This window comes from Granulosicoccus sp. 3-233 (assembly GCF_052681095.1).
This window is the reverse complement of record NZ_JBQYLE010000003.1, coordinates 369,496-384,497: the sequence shown is the minus strand read 5'-3', so window position 1 is coordinate 384,497 and position 15,002 is coordinate 369,496. Positions and strand designations below refer to the sequence as shown.

Annotated in this window: 14 protein-coding genes; 5 read left to right on the top strand and 9 right to left on the bottom strand. The window is 58.9% G+C overall.

What is annotated here, in order from left to right; translation table 11 throughout:
* Nucleotides 1-74 precede the first annotated feature (74 nt).
* From ACUNV4_RS11020 to ACUNV4_RS11010, 3 genes are read right to left on the bottom strand one after another with little or no spacing between them, the layout of a single operon-like run.
* Entirely contained in the window at nucleotides 75-1,298 is a 1,224-nt protein-coding gene (locus ACUNV4_RS11020; RefSeq protein ID WP_430878593.1) for a vWA domain-containing protein, read from the bottom strand.
* A 30-nt stretch (nucleotides 1,299-1,328) separates the two neighbouring features.
* Nucleotides 1,329-2,201 (bottom strand): AAA family ATPase, encoded by an 873-nt coding sequence (locus tag ACUNV4_RS11015; RefSeq protein ID WP_430878592.1) that lies wholly within the window; start codon nucleotides 2,199-2,201, stop codon nucleotides 1,329-1,331.
* Nucleotides 2,198-2,566 (bottom strand): HIT domain-containing protein, encoded by a 369-nt coding sequence (locus tag ACUNV4_RS11010; RefSeq protein ID WP_430878591.1) that lies wholly within the window; start codon nucleotides 2,564-2,566, stop codon nucleotides 2,198-2,200. The genes ACUNV4_RS11015 and ACUNV4_RS11010 overlap by 4 nt, the downstream gene beginning before the upstream one ends.
* A gap of 106 nt (nucleotides 2,567-2,672) precedes the next feature.
* On the opposite strand from ACUNV4_RS11010, the gene ACUNV4_RS11005 reads away from it, so the two are divergent.
* From ACUNV4_RS11005 to ACUNV4_RS10985, 5 genes are all read left to right on the top strand, one after another.
* Nucleotides 2,673-3,242: a cob(I)yrinic acid a,c-diamide adenosyltransferase gene (locus ACUNV4_RS11005; RefSeq protein WP_430878590.1), complete on the top strand. Its 570-nt coding sequence runs from the start codon at nucleotides 2,673-2,675 to the stop codon at nucleotides 3,240-3,242.
* A gap of 177 nt (nucleotides 3,243-3,419) precedes the next feature.
* A complete protein-coding gene (locus ACUNV4_RS11000; protein WP_430878589.1) occupies nucleotides 3,420-4,481 on the top strand; it encodes a lytic transglycosylase domain-containing protein in 1,062 nt (353 codons plus the stop codon).
* Nucleotides 4,482-4,581: 100 nt separating this feature from the next.
* Nucleotides 4,582-5,511 (top strand): ABC transporter ATP-binding protein, encoded by a 930-nt coding sequence (locus ACUNV4_RS10995; RefSeq protein ID WP_430878588.1) that lies wholly within the window; start codon nucleotides 4,582-4,584, stop codon nucleotides 5,509-5,511.
* Nucleotides 5,508-6,356 (top strand): ABC transporter permease, encoded by an 849-nt coding sequence (locus ACUNV4_RS10990; protein WP_430878587.1) that lies wholly within the window; start codon nucleotides 5,508-5,510, stop codon nucleotides 6,354-6,356. Before ACUNV4_RS10995 ends, ACUNV4_RS10990 begins: the two co-directional genes overlap by 4 nt.
* A 96-nt stretch (nucleotides 6,357-6,452) precedes the next feature.
* A complete protein-coding gene (locus ACUNV4_RS10985; RefSeq protein WP_430878586.1) occupies nucleotides 6,453-7,274 on the top strand; it encodes a class I SAM-dependent methyltransferase in 822 nt (273 codons plus the stop codon).
* 79 nt (nucleotides 7,275-7,353) lie between these two features.
* Here ACUNV4_RS10985 and ACUNV4_RS10980 read toward each other — a convergent pair whose 3' ends face one another.
* The 6 genes from ACUNV4_RS10980 to mfd all read right to left on the bottom strand — a co-directional run bounded on the left by ACUNV4_RS10980 (nucleotide 7,354) and on the right by mfd (nucleotide 14,888).
* Nucleotides 7,354-8,676 carry an ATP-binding protein gene (locus ACUNV4_RS10980; RefSeq protein WP_430878585.1) on the bottom strand — a complete coding sequence of 441 codons (1,323 nt, stop codon included), beginning with the start codon at nucleotides 8,674-8,676 and terminating at the stop codon, nucleotides 7,354-7,356.
* 18 nt (nucleotides 8,677-8,694) lie between these two features.
* Entirely contained in the window at nucleotides 8,695-9,408 is a 714-nt protein-coding gene (locus tag ACUNV4_RS10975; RefSeq protein WP_430878584.1) for a response regulator transcription factor, read from the bottom strand.
* Between the two features lies 1 nt (nucleotide 9,409).
* Nucleotides 9,410-9,613, bottom strand: coding sequence for a hypothetical protein (locus tag ACUNV4_RS10970; protein ID WP_430878583.1), 204 nt, complete (start codon nucleotides 9,611-9,613; stop codon nucleotides 9,410-9,412).
* Nucleotides 9,614-9,741: 128 nt separating this feature from the next.
* Entirely contained in the window at nucleotides 9,742-10,449 is a 708-nt protein-coding gene (locus ACUNV4_RS10965; RefSeq protein WP_430878582.1) for a glycine zipper 2TM domain-containing protein, read from the bottom strand.
* Nucleotides 10,450-10,608: 159 nt separating this feature from the next.
* The gene (locus ACUNV4_RS10960) at nucleotides 10,609-11,376 is read right to left on the bottom strand and encodes a CsiV family protein (RefSeq protein WP_430878581.1); all 768 of its coding nucleotides are present in this window, start codon (nucleotides 11,374-11,376) and stop codon (nucleotides 10,609-10,611) included.
* Nucleotides 11,377-11,426: 50 nt separating this feature from the next.
* The gene (gene mfd, locus ACUNV4_RS10955; RefSeq protein WP_430878580.1) at nucleotides 11,427-14,888 is read right to left on the bottom strand and encodes a transcription-repair coupling factor; all 3,462 of its coding nucleotides are present in this window, start codon (nucleotides 14,886-14,888) and stop codon (nucleotides 11,427-11,429) included.
* Between the last annotated feature and the right edge of the window lie 114 nt (nucleotides 14,889-15,002).

Below are 15,002 nucleotides of genomic sequence, written 5' to 3'. Positions count from 1 at the left end.
AGGAGTTGTCCGAAGGTTTGTCAGTCCCGCCCGACGATCATTTCGCAAGAATCATGCCGTCGATGAACGGTGAATCACCCCGGTTCGTGCGTCGAGGCGATCGTGATCGGGGTCTTGAGGGCGTCGATGGCCTGTTGCAGACCGTCAACCGTCATCGGATACATGCGATCCGACATCAGTTCGCGGGTCATTCTGACCGATGGTGTGGTGTCCCACCACTGCGATGACTCGGGGTTCAGCCAGGCGCAATGCGGGAAGGCCTGTTGCAGGCGTTTGAGCCATACGGCTCCCGGTTCTTCGTTCCAGTGTTCCACGCTGCCACCCGGTACCATGATTTCGTATGGGCTCATGGTGGCATCGCCCACGATGATCAGACGGTGATCCTTGCCATAGGTGCGTATCAATTCGTCCGTTGCGATGAACTGTGTATGACGCCTGGCATTATCTTGCCATACCTTTTCGTAGATGAAATTGTGAAACCAATAAGTGTCGAGTCGTTTGAATTCCGAGCGTGCGGCAGAAAACAGGGTTTCACTGAGTTGCGCGTGATAATCCATGGAGCCGCCGATATCGATCAACAGCAGCACCTTGATGGCATTGCGACGCTCTGCTCGCAGATGAATATCCAGTAGTCCACCATTGCTGGCAGTAGCCCGCACGGTTTCTTTCAGGTCCAGCTTGTCCGGGCGTCCCTCACGCGCCAGCCGCCGGAGCTTGCGCAGGGCCATCTTGAAATTCCGGGTGCCGATCTCGCGCGAGCCATCCAGATCCTTGAATCGTCGCTGCTCCCAGACCTTGACGGCGCGCCCCTGGCGATTGGCGCTCTGCCCGATGCGAATGCCTTCGGGGTTGAAACCACTGTGACCGAATGGCGAGGTGCCGCCCGTGCCGATCCAGCGATTGCCGCCGTGGTGCTCTTCCTGTTGCTCCTCGAGTCGTCTGGCCAGCGTCTCCATCAGGGCATCCCAGCCGCCCAGGGCTTCCACCTGGGCCCGTTGCTCTTCGCTCAGACCTTCAAGTCCGGCTGAACTCAGCCATTCTTGCGGAATGCCTGTTTCCAGTGATTCCAGCAGCGAATCGAACTGCAGGGACCGACCTGTCCAGTAGTCGCTGAATACCTGATCGAAGCGATCGTGGAACGCCTCGTTCTTGACCAGGCACAAGCGGGCAAAGCTGTGGAAGTTCTCCAGATCCAGCGTGCCCAGGCCGGCTTGCAGACCCTGCATCAATGTCAGCCATTCGCTCAGCGAGATCGGCAGGCCGGCCTGACGCAGGCGGTCATGAAAATCGAGCAGCATCTCGGATCGTCCTGACGCGGAAGGTCTGGTTCATGATCGATGCCTGTTCTGTTGCTGCCGGTTGAGAAAGATCAGCCGCTCGAACAGATGCACGTCCTGTTCGTTCTTCAGCAGGGCTCCGTGCATCATGGGCAGTACGGTACGCATGTCGTCCGCCTTGAGTGCCTCGGCCGGCAGATCGTCGGCTATCAGCAGCTTCAGCCAGTCCAGCAGTTCGGATGTTGACGGCTTTTTCTTCAAGCCCGGCACTTCCCGCAGATCGAAGAACACTTCCAGTGCCGCACCGAGCAAGTCCTGCTTGATGTCCGGATAATGTGCATCGACGATGCGTTGCATGGTGCTGCGGTCGGGAAAGCTGATGTAGTGAAAGAAACAGCGTCGCAGAAAGGCGTCGGGCAATTCCTTTTCATTGTTGCTGGTGATGATCACGAGAGGGCGTTGCCGCGCCGTGATGGTCTGGCGGGTTTCATACACCTCGAATGACATCTGATCGAGTTCCTGCAGCAGATCGTTGGGGAACTCGATGTCGGCCTTGTCGATTTCATCAATCAGTACGACTGCACGTTCGTCGCTGACGAAGGCGTCCCACAACACACCGCGAACGATGTAATTGTTGATGTCCGCCACGCGTTCGTCACCCAGCTGTGAGTCGCGCAGTCGGGACACGGCGTCGTACTCGTACAGGCCCTGTTGGGCGCGGGTGGTGGACTTGACGTGCCAGGAATGCAATGGTGCATTCAGGCGGCGAGCCACCTCGATGGCCAGTTCGGTCTTGCCGGTTCCGGGCTCGCCCTTGATCAGCAGAGGGCGCTGCAGTGTCAGCGCGGCATCGACGGCCTGTTGCAGATCATCGGTGGTGATGTAGTGACTGGCGGTCGATGCGCCGTTTGCCGGGTTCGTCACGAGTGATCCCGGTTCTTGCGGCTGAGCATGGGGCCGACATCCTCGCCACCCAGCAGATGCATGTGGATATGCGGGACTTCCTGTCGTCCGTGCTCTCCGCAGTTGACCACGAGCCGGTAGCCATCGTCGCTGATGCCTTCCTCGCGGGCTATCTTGCGAGCGACGCTGAACATGCGGCCCAGAGCCGCCTCGTCATCGGCGGTCACATCATCGACCGCCGGAATGTGCCGATTGGGGACGATCAGGACATGGACGGGGCGTTGCGGGTTGATGTCGCGAAAGGCCGTGACCAGCTCATCCTGATAGAGCATGTCCGAAGGCAGTTCCTTGCGAATGATCTTGCTGAATATTGTTTCTTCGATCACGTCGATATTCTCGAGGTTTCTGGGCTGGAGCCATTATACTGTGCTGCTTGAATTGCGGAGGACACCATCGGGTATCGCTCCAGTCAGGTAAATACGGGATCCGGGCATGGGAAATCGACTATCGAAAATCTACACGCGTACCGGCGATGACGGAACGACAGGCCTGGGCGATGGCAGCCGCACCGACAAGGACGGCATTCGCGTCGAAGCCTATGGCACTACCGATGAGCTGAATTCGGTGCTGGGCCTGCTGCTGGCCCAGGCCGATGTGCCGCAGCCGCTTGCCCAGGTGCTGCATGAAATACAGCATCACCTGTTCGACCTTGGCGGCGAGCTGTGCATTCCCGGTCATCAGGCCATCGGTCAGGAGCACATCGACTGGCTGGAAAGGACGCTGGACCACTTCAATGCCGATTTGCCGGCGTTGAAGGACTTCATTCTGCCCGGTGGCAGCCAGGCTGCTGCCACTTGTCATCTGGCACGTACCGTTTGCCGACGGGCAGAGCGGCTGGTCGTCAGTCTGCAACGTGTCGAGACGGTCCCGCCATTCAGCATGAAGTATCTGAATCGCCTGTCCGATCTCCTGTTTGTCATTGCCAGGGTTCTGGCACGTCACGAGGGCGGTAGTGAAGTCCTGTGGCAGAAAGACAGACCGCCCGTCGACCTTGCCCAATGACTGGAATATTCCGATTTCCCGATGTGTTTTGTCGGGTTCACAACAGTTTTTACCGATGTTACGTGGGTAATTTCGCTCAGGCGTTCAGACTGGGCAGTCTGGCGGCAAGCACGCCCGTGTGACGTCTCGTTGAACCATAAACCCGCCCGGTAGCCACTACCGGGAGTCGCTGTGAAAATGCCACGATTCCATCGTCAGAAAACCGACTCTTCGATGATCAGCCGAACGCTGAGGCTTTCCGTGGCCGGCTCGCTGACTCTCGTCCTTGCACTGTCGATACCCCAGGCCAGGGCGGTCAGTATTGAACACGCCGAGCCGGACAGCATCGGTCCGCTGGCGCTGGCAAGCAGCGGCTCCACCGTGTCGAGCACCGGAGAATGGCGGCACTCGGCCTCGTCCGATGCGAGATCGTCTTCCCCATCTGTCGTCCACGCGTCCACCAGTATCGTGCTCGGCGGTCTTGTCATGGGATCGGGGGCTGCGGATGGACACGCCGGTGCGGGGGGCAGGCGGCCCGGCAGTTTTGTCAAGGAGGCGATTCTCGAACCGGTACTGGGCCTGGTCAGTCATCGTCTGTGGGTGAATGACTTCGCGGTGTCGGCTGACAGCCTGCAGTCGGCACCCACATCGATACCCGGTCAGTTCCTCGGCGTCGATTTCCCCGACATTCGCTCACATCGCAAGGTCGGCCCTTACAACAGCTATGACCCGGATCAGCCCTTCAACTGGAATGCCATGGTGGCGTGGCGAGAGCTGGGTGATGAAGAGAGGGCGCGAGAACCGATTGCCGATGTGCATTGCATGGGTCTGTCACCACAGGCAGTGGCACGACGGGCTGATCGCTATGAACAGCTGATACAGGATATTGCCGATCAGTACGACATCAGTGCCAATCTCGTGAAGGCCATTGTCACCAGGGAATCGTGTTTCGACAGCGAGGCTCTGTCGCGGGCAGGCGCGCTCGGCCTGATGCAGCTGATGCCGGAGACAGCACAGTGGCTGAAGGTGAAGGATCCGCTGAATCCCGAGGAAAACCTGCGTGCCGGTATCCGCTACATTGCCAGTCTGCGCGAGCAATTCGGGTCACTGGATCTGGCACTCGCTGCCTACAATGCCGGGCCGGGCAATGTTCGGCGCTATCAGGGAGTTCCGCCGTTTGCCGAGACCGAAAGCTATGTGCAGATGGTCAAGGCCTTCTACCGCCGTTACGTTGCTGCCAACACTCTGGCAACACGCTGAACCCACACCCGGTAAATGCGTTGCTGAAACGGCCATGGCGGCTGGCAGGCGACGCTTTACTGGTAAAATGCTCGTTTACTGTCAGCGATCCCGAAATTCAATGAACGCCTTGTCCATCGCCGGTCTTTCCAAGACCTATGGCGACAACGTACATGCGCTGAAAGGCATCGATCTCGATGTGCCCGACGGTGATTTTTTCGCTCTGCTGGGTCCCAATGGAGCCGGCAAGTCCACGGCCATCGGCATCATCAGCGCCCTGGTCAACAAGACCGCCGGCAAGGTCGAGGTATTTGGCCATGACATCGACCATGAGCCGGAAGCGGCCAAGGCGAGCATCGGTCTTGTGCCACAGGAATTCAACTTCAACATGTTCGAGCCGGTTCTGCCCACGGTGCTCAATGTGGCGGGCTACAACGGTATCAGCCGCAGTGTGGCACTGACGCGGGCCGAGTATTATCTGAAGAAACTGGATCTGTGGGACAAGCGCAAGACCCCATCAAGACAACTCTCCGGCGGAATGAAACGCCGCCTGATGATTGCCAGGGCACTGGTCCATGAGCCGCGCCTGCTGATTCTGGACGAACCCACGGCCGGTGTCGATCTGGAAATCCGTCGTTCCATGTGGGATTTCCTGACCGAGCTGAATGAACAGCATGGCACCACCATCATCCTGACCACGCATTATCTGGAGGAGGCCGAAGCCCTGTGCCGCAATGTCGCCATCATTGATGGAGGCAGGATCGTCGAACGTGGCGCGGTCGCACAGTTGCTGAGCCGTTCCATGCAGGAAACCTTCGTACTGGATACCCGCAGCAATCCGGATGCAGCGCCGAGCATGCCGCCATTCACGATGCGCCTGCGCACCGAGAATCGCATGGAGGTCGATGTCCCGCATGGGCATACGCTCAATGAGCTGTTCCGGGGTCTGAGTGAGCAGGGCATCGAGATCACCAGCCTGCGCAACAAGACCAACCGGCTGGAAGAATTCTTTCTGCGTCTGGTGCATCGCAAGACCGAGGAAAGCGCATGACTCAGGAAAACACTGTCAAGGCTGCCGTGGCGGCACAGGGACACTCCGCGGAACGTCAATCGCAACCCCTGGATCTGCTGGCTATCAACCGCATTGCCTTCCAGACCATCGTCAGAAAGGAAATACGACGTTTCGCCCGCATCTGGGTGCAGACGATCGTGCCACCGTCCATCAACGCCGTGCTGTACATGCTGATCTTCGGCAGTCTGATCGGGTCGCGTATCAGTGATATGGACGGCTTTCGCTATATCGATTTCATCGTGCCGGGCATCATCATGATGGCCGTCATCATCAATTCCTATTCCAATGTGGTGAGTTCTTTCTTCAGTTCGAAGATGCAGAACTACATCGAGGAACTGCTGGTGTCACCGGTGAGCAATCTGACCATTGTCATCGGGTATGTCTGTGGCGGCATGGCGAGGGGCTTGCTGGTCGGCTCTCTGGTTGCGCTGGTATCCCTGTTCTTTTCGGAAATCCGTCCGGTTCATCCGTTTGTCACGATCAGTGTGGCAGTGTTGACGTCCATGATGTTTTCGCTCGGCGGCCTGATCAATGCGGTGTTCGCGAAGTCATTCGACGATATTTCGATCGTGCCCAATTTCATCCTGACACCACTGACCTACCTCGGTGGCGTCTTCTATTCCATCAGCATGCTGCCGCCTTTCTGGCAGACCTTGTCGATGTTCAATCCGATGCTCTACATGATCAACGGTTTTCGTTTCGGAATTCTGGGCGCCAGCGACATTCCCATCTGGACCAGTTTCATCGTGATACTGGTATTCATCGCTCTGCTGGGTACCATTGCCATGATGCTGCTCAATCGCGGCACCGGTATCAAGCATTAGCCCAACGTCGGACTCTTATCCGCTGCTCCGGTGTCGAGAATGCAGGCACCGAACAGCAATCCTCGCCAACATCATTGTTCTCACGGACGCACCCTCATGGCCAAGGCAGAAAAATCACGAAAACCGACGATGGCAGAGCAGGCGGATCGCCACCTGCTGTATCAGGCTTCCGTGCAGAACCCGGATTTCGAGCTGGATTTCATCGATGCCACGTTCAAGGAGATGCGCGGGCGCAAGCCGAAGTCCATGCGGGAAGACTTTGCCGGTACGGCCATCTCATCCTGCCAGTGGGTCAAACGTCGTCGTGGCAATACGGCGGTGGCAGTCGATATCGATCCGGAGGTATTGGCGTGGAGTCGCAAGAACAACATCGCGCGTCTCACGGTGGAACAACAGCAGCGGCTCGAGTTGATCGAGGATGACGTCCTGCAGGTGACTACCGACAAGGTAGACGTTCTGCAGGCCTACAATTTCAGCTATTGGTTCTTTCAGGAGAGAGCCACCATGCTGGCCTATTTCAAGCGCACCCGGGAAGCACTGGTGGATGATGGTCTGTTGTTCCTCGATGTGTTCGGCGGCTCCGAGTGCTATCAGACGCAGAAGGAAAAACGCAAGGTCGACGGATTCAAGTACATCTGGGAGCAGTCCGAGTTCAATGCCATCACCAATGAACTCAAGTGCCATATTCATTTCCATTTTCCGGACAAATCGAAGATCCGTAATGCATTCACCTATACCTGGCGTGTCTGGGGGGCTCGTGAATTGCGCGAAATTCTCGAAGAAGCCGGCTATACGGATACCGTGGTCTATCGACAGGCTTTCGATCCGGAAACCGATGAGGCTCTGGATGAATATCTGGCTACCGATGAAGCAGAAGACTACGCCTGCTGGCTGGGGTACATTGTCGCCAGACCCTGAGGCCGTGCTGCCGACGCGCTGCATCGGCAGTGCCAACGCTCATGTGCAGGCCCCGGCTCTCTAACCGAGTGGCAAGTACTCAGGGGAACCATAATCGGACTCTCGCGCCTCCATCGGGTGCGTGATCCGGTTCCAGGCGGCCTCCATAGGCAGCCATCAGTTGCTGTGCGGCTGCCAGTCCCATGCCGGTACCAGCGGTCTGGCTGTCAGCCCTGACGCCGCGTTGCAGCAGCTGTTCGAGTCTGATATCGGGAAAGCCGGGCCCGTCGTCATCGATGACCAGACAGCGCTGATCCGACCGGTTGCTGACTGTCACCTGCCGAGCGCCGTACTTGCAGGCATTCTCCAGTACGTTGCCCAGCACCTCGAACAGGTCGGCCTCGTCCATACGGACCATGAAATCCGCATCCACAGACAACTGGAAGTGCAGATCCGCGTGTTCGTAGAGTTTTTCCAGCGAGGTGGTCATGCGTTCGACCAGAGGTCGCAGATTGATCGCGGGTGCCAGGTAGCGAGGACTGCGCAGATTGGCGCGCTGTACATGTCGTTCGATGGAAGCCTTCATCAGACGGGTCTGGTCCAGGATGATCCTGTCATCGGCTGTGTCGGCCTTGGCCAGGTTCTGCAACACCGACAATGGTGTTTTCAGACTGTGGGCGAGATCGTCGAGTAGATGGCGATACTGGGCATGACGTTCCCTTTCCGATCGCAGCAGCGCATTGAGGCCAGAGGTCAGGGCACCGAGTTCCTGCGGGACATTCTCACTGAGATTGTCACGTTCACCCCGCTCGATGCTGGCCACTTCATTGCCGATGGCATGCAGAGGCTTGAGTGACTGACGCAAGACCAGAAGCTGCAGGATCAGCAGTCCGACGGCCGAGGCCAGCAGCGTCGCCCAGAGTGTCTGGTCGAAGCGCTTGAGCTGGCGATCGAGGCTGTCGGCATCGTCCACTACCTGAACGGTGAATGGCAACTCGCGTCCATCGTCGAAGGCCCAGGCGGTAGACAACTGCAATCGGTGAAGGGTGGACTTCTGCGGATGTTCCAGCGTGTCGAACAGCCAGTCACCGATGGGGCGTGGCATGGCGTCGGGTAGCCAGCTGGCACTGGAGGCACTCTGCCAGAGACGATTGCCGGCAGCGTCGGTCAGCTCGGCATACAGGCCGCTGGTTGGCTGGTTGAGCCGGGGGTCGGGCAAGGCCTGAGAGTTGACGATCAGACGGGAGTTGTCATCGATGTCGGTAGCACCGAGTATGCCGTAGATGAGTCCTTGCAGTCGGTCGAAGCGCGCGGTCTGAGCACGCTGATGAACCGACCAGGATACCGAGAGTGCCACCAGCACGACGAATACGGCGAGTACCAGGCTTGTACCGATGACCAGCCTTGAGCTGATGGATTTCACGCTGCCGTCTCTGTGGGCTCAGTGTTCCCTGGCGTCAGCGTCGTCGCTGGAGACGCGCAGGCGGGGAAGGGCCAGCCGGTAGCCGCGGCCGCGCAGTGTTTCGATCGGGTTCAGGCTCCGGTCTGCATCGAGCTTCTGACGCAAACGTCGAATGAAGACCTCCAGAACATTGGGATCGCGGTCCGTGTCCTCATCGTACAGATGATCCAGCAGAGTGGCCTTGCTGATGACACTGCCGGCCTGAGTGGCCAGATAGGCGAGCACCCGGTACTCGTAGGCGGTCAGCTCGATCAGCCGATCGTCGACACGCACCTGCTGGGCACGGGTATCGATGCTCATGCGATCGAACTGCATGAGCGAATCGGACCAGCCACCCGTGCGCCGAAGCAGGGCGCGTGTGCGGGCCATCAGTTCTTCCAGGTGGAAAGGTTTGGTCAGGTAGTCATCGGCACCGGCTTCCAGGCCATCAACCTTGTCCTGCCATCGATCACGAGCAGTCAGTATCAGCACCGGAAAATGTCTGTCCTGCCTGCGCAGCGACTTGATCAGGGACAAGCCATCACGTCCCGGCAAGCCAAGATCGATGATGGCGATATCCACCGGCATGTGCAGGGCCAGATAGAGACCCTCTTCGCCATCACCGGTTTCGTCTATGGCAAATCCCTGATCGCGCAAAGCGGCGACCAGTTGCTGTCGCAGGACGGGTTCATCTTCGACAATCAGTGCGCGCATCTCAGTTGGACTGCCGTATGCGGTGGACACGAACCCTGCCATTGCTCAGGATCTTGACGGCGAAGTAGGTTTGCCCGTTTTCCGTTCGAATGGTCTGGACTCCGAGTACCTTGCCCTGACCCCCGTTCTGACGCATGGCCATGTCGATCGCCTGCTGCCGGTTCTGTGCGTCAGCGGCTTGTGCTGTCGTGCCGATGCAGGTCATGATCAGGCAAGCGCTCAGGATGAGTGCACACAACCTTCCGGGGCCTGAACGGCGATCACGATGGTGACGGATGGTGTTCGACGTTGACGATGTCATGCTTCAGGGCCCCGGTCAGGCAAGGGATAGGGTTATCGACGAGCGGGGGCAACCGAGACTTGCAGCTCGATACGCTTGCCCGGGTCACGTGGCATCCGTGTCACGAATTCCCGCCCCTTGTAGCGGTAGGTGACATTGTAGTATTGCAATCGCTGTTGCGCCCGGGAATCGACGACTCGCCGGCAGCGCTCTACGGTTCGGGTTTCGTAGATGGGTCTGGATTCCACATGACGAGGTGTTTCGTAGCGGCGATGCCGTGTCACCTGATTGCCGGCTTCATTGGCAATGGCGCCCCCGATGATGGCACCGGCAACCGTGGCACCGGCCCGGGAGTGACTGCTGTGGCCGCGTCCCAACTGGTTGCCGATGACCCCGCCGATCAGGCCGCCGACAATGGCATTGCCCGAAGTCGAGTGATGCTGTTGATGATGTGGCCGGTACCGCTCACCGCGCACACTGCTTTCATGACCGACGATGACCCGCTGTTCTTCGCTCCAGCATTCCTGTCGTGGTTCACTGGTTCGTACTTCCTGATAGATTGGTTGTACGTGGACGACCGGTGCGTATTCGGTAAAGCGTTCCGTGGCGACTCGACGATCGCTGGCCAGGCTGTTGCTCGAGGCGGTGCCGGCCAGCAGTCCGGCCAGCAGGACATTGAGTATGAATCGGCTACGCTTTGCATTGCGGTGCCGAGTGCCATCACTGAGATCGTGCCTTGAGTCTGGCAGTCGCTTGCTCATGATTCTGCTCCTGGTTCAGGTTTTGACGGTTCGTGACCGCAGTGGTCACGTCTGAGTCCTACAGTAGGCATCCGGCCCTGAACCCTCACTGAATAGCGGTCAACAGAGTACGCGCATCTGGTTTACATGTCGAAAATGCCGTGATGGTCACATTGCCTGTCAGCCCGCACCGGTCTGTGTCGGGTCGTCTTCACGATTGAGCACCTGGTCGACGGGGTTTTCCACCGAGTCGGGTTGCGGATCCGGCAATGCATCTTCGTTGAGTTCCGGCTCCTCCGGTTCTTCGATCGGCAGGATGCGCGTCAGAATGCCGAAGCGCGGATTGTCGATATAGTGCAGCTCACGGCTGCGCATCTTGCGGCTTTGCGAAAGCCGGAAGCTCTGACCGGTTTCCTCATCGGTAAACACCAGCTGCGTTTCCATATGCAGAAAACGTCCCAGGTGCACCAGAATGCTGCCATTGACCGTGCTGGTGTTGATCTTGCGCTGGCGATCGGGCGTGGCACTGGCTGACGCCGGAATGAAATTCTCGAAGGCGCTGATGTCTTCGGGCAGATAGACCGCCGTCGTGTTTCCGAGGCTGATTCGCAGCGCCACGGCATCGTCCCTGTCCAGCCCCGGCTGCCGCCAGGCCAGATGGCGAATCAGCCGATATCGTCTGGAGGCAGCAATTGCCTGGGCATCGTCACTCAGGCTCAGGTTCTGTTCCAGAGGTCGGAATCCGGCCGCGACGGCTTCTTCCGTACCGAGACGTATGCTGCGTCCGATCTTTGGATAGTAGAGACCACCGGCTGTCAGATCCCGGCCGGCCACGGTCTCGAAGAGCACCACCTCGACCTGATAATCGCGTGCCTGGGCAAGGCTGCCGAGCAGCAGACTGCCGAGTATCAGCAGCTGGAAAGTCTGTCGCAGAGTCTGTCTGTTCATGTTCTGTCTCACAGTGACCGGCGTCTTGCCGGAGGGTCGGTTACCGAATGTCATGCGGCTTCGGGCAGGGCCAGTGTTTCGAGCGTCTTGTCGATGAAGGCCTGAGCCTGCTCCGAATCCTCGAATGGCTGGATGATGCGCAGTACCTGCTTGCCATCGAAACGATAGATCTTGCTGTCTCGCTGGATCATCTGGATCAATGCCATCGGGTCGATACTCGGCTCGGCAGCAAAGACGATACGCCCGCCTGCCGAATTCAGTTCCAGTCGCTCGATGCCCATCCGTTCACAGCGCTGACGCAGGCGCATGACATCGAACAGCCGTTCCGTCTGCACCGGCAGCAGCCCGAAGCGATCGATCAACTCGATCTTCAGTTCTCGCAATGCGTCACTGTCCGGTGCATTGGCAACGCGCTTGTAGATGATCAGGCGTTGATGAACGTCGGGCACGTAGTCCTCGGGCAGCAGGGCAGGCACACCCAGATCCACTTCCGTACCATGAGCCAGGGGCTTGTCGTAATCCGGCAGTTTGCCACTCTTCAGAGCCTTGACCGCGCGGGTCAGCAACTCGCTGTACAGCGTGAATCCGATTTCCTGAATCTGACCGCTCTGGCCTTCGCCCAGCAGCTCTCCCGCACCCCGAATTTCCAGATCGTGGGTGGCGAGGGTGAACCCGACACCGAGATCTTCAAGGGATTCGATGGCCTGCAGCCGCTTTTCCGCATCGGCGGTCATGGATCCCTTGGGGGGTGTCAGCAGGTAGGCGTAGGCACGATGATGCGAGCGACCGACACGGCCGCGGAGCTGGTGCAATTGCGCCAGACCCAGCTTGTCCGCCCGGTTGATGATGATGGTGTTGGCACTGGGTATGTCGATGCCGCTCTCGATGATGGTGGTCGCCACCAGGATATTGAAGCGCTGATGATAGAAGTCGCTCATGACCTGTTCCAGGTCGGTTTCCCGCATCTGGCCATGCGCGTAATTGACTCGGGCTCCGGGTACGATGCGTTCCAGATCTTCGACGATGCGCTCGATGGTCTGTACTTCGTTGTGCAGGAAATACACCTGGCCACCACGTGCCAGTTCTCGTTCACAGGCCTCGCGAATCTGCACATCGGACCATTCACCGACAAAGGTCTTGATGGCATGACGATGCTGTGGCGGGGTGGCGATGATGGACAGGTCGCGCATGCCGGCCAGCCCCATGTTGAGGGTTCTGGGTATGGGCGTGGCCGTGAGTGTCACGATATCCACTTCGGCTCGCAAGGCCTTCATGTGTTCCTTGTGACGTACCCCGAAACGGTGTTCCTCATCGATGATGACCAGACCGAGATTCTTGTAGCGGATCTCCTTGCTGAGCAGTTTGTGGGTGCCGATGATGATATCGATGCCGCCGCTCTCCAGGCGCTTCAGGATGTCTTTCTGTTCCCGGGGAGTTTCGAAGCGTGACAGGGCTTCGATCTGAACCGGCCAGTCGGCGAAGCGATCGAGAAAGTTCTGATGGTGCTGTTTGGCCAGCAGTGTGGTGGGTACCAGCACCACGACCTGTTTGCCGGCGTCCACGGCCACAAAGGCCGCTCGCATGGCCACTTCGGTCTTGCCGAAACCGACATCGCCGCAGACCACGCGATCTGTGGGTTGTGGAGCGCGCAGATCGGCCACGACTGCGTCGATGGCCGATTGCTGATCCGGAGTTTCCTCGAACGGGAAAGCATCGCTGAACAGCTGGTAGTTGTTCGACTCTGCCGGGAAGGAGTAACCGGTACGGGCGGCACGGCGGGCGTGAATCTCCAGCAGTTCTGCTGCCACGTCATAGGCCTTTTCGGCGGCCTTGCGGCGTACCTTCTGCCAGGTATCGGTGCCCAGCTTGTGCAGCGGCGCACTCTCTTCACTGGCACCTGCATAACGACTGATCAGGTGCAGCGAGGAGACGGGTACATAGAGCTTGTCGTCACCGGCATAGTGAATGGTGAGGTACTCGTTGGCCATGTCGCCTACTGACAGTGACGTCAGGCCCTGATATCGGCCGACACCGTGGTCGATATGCACCACCGGAGCACCGATGTTCAGGTCTGTCAGGTTGGAAATGATGGCTTCGGAATCGCGGGTTGCCCGGCGTCGTTCGCGTCGCTTGATGCGGCCTGAGCCCATCTGCGACTCGGTGATCATGGCAATGCGCGCTTCTGGCAGCTGCAGGCCTCGATCCAGTGCAGCGGTGGTCAGACACAGCGTACGATCGCTGTCCAGAAAGGCTTGCCAGCTGTCGACCGTTTCCGGTTTCAGGCGATTGCCGACCAGTTGATCAAGCAGTGCTTCACGGCGCCCGGTGGATTCGGCCACGAACAGCACCCGACCGGGGAATTTGCCCAGAAAATCCTGCAGCGCGCCCATCGGCCGCTCGCCACGCGGCTCCAGCGGATACAGGCCGGGAGCTTCGGTCGGCAGATTCAGAAAACCGCTGTCACAGTTCTCGATTTCGGCATGCCGGGTATGGATGGTTGCCCGCTCGGTCAGTCGTTGCTCGACATCCTCGGCGCTCAGATAGATTTCAGCAGGGGGCAGAATGGGGCGTTCGACATCGTGCCGCCGTTGTTCGTAGCGATCGAGTGTATTGGCTTCGAAGTGGGAGAACGCATTGGCCGTGCCGTCCAGCAGCACGAAGCCGGCACTGGCCGGCAGGTAGTCGAACAGATGCGAGGTCTCTTCGAAAAACAGCGGCATGTAATATTCGATGCCGGCGGGCGCGCGTCCTTCGCTGACTTCGCGATAGATCGGCGTGTTCTTGCTCTCGGCGGCGAAGGTATTGCGATACTGCTTGCGAAACAGGGCAATGCCGTCTTCATTGAGAGGAAACTCGTGTGCGGGCAGCAGTTCGATTTCCTCGGCCTTGTCCAGGCCGCGCTGGGTATCGACATCGAAGGTACGGATCGTCTCGATATCGTCATCGAAGAATTCGACCCGGTAGGGGTGCGAACTGCTCATCGGAAACAGGTCGAGGATGGAGCCTCGCACCGCGAATTCACCATGTTCCTCCACCTGCGAGACCAGGCGGTAGCCTGCGTCCACCAGGCGCGAGCGAAACTCGTCCAGCGCCAGCCTGTCACCGTTGCGGATGATCAGCGCATGCTGGTCGAGAAAGGTTCTCGGCGGCAGGCGTTGCATCAGGGCAGCGGCTGTCAGCAGCAGAATGCCGTGACTGACATCCGCGAGCGAGTACAGCGTGCGAATGCGTTGCGAGATGATGTCCTGATGCGGGGATACCCGGTCGTAGGTCAGGGTTTCCCAGTCACCCAGCACGTGCACGGGCAGACTGTTGCCGGCAAAGAAGCGCAGCTCCACCTCCAGGTGCAGCAGTTCGGTGGTGCTCGGCGCGACCACCACCAGCAGGCTTTCCGATTGACGGGCCTGCTCGGCAATGGCAAGAGATTCGGAGGCACCGTACAGCTTGCCCCATTCGGGTCTGGAGGCGGCGTCTGCAGGTAACAGAAGGGCCGGTTCGTCAGTAATGCTCATGAACCTCTTGGACTGTGTCGCTCTGGCGGGATCGTTGCAGAGCTGATTGTCCCATATTTACCCTGATCGGGACTCCTGAACACCATAGGAACAATCGGTGCGCCCGCAGGAGCG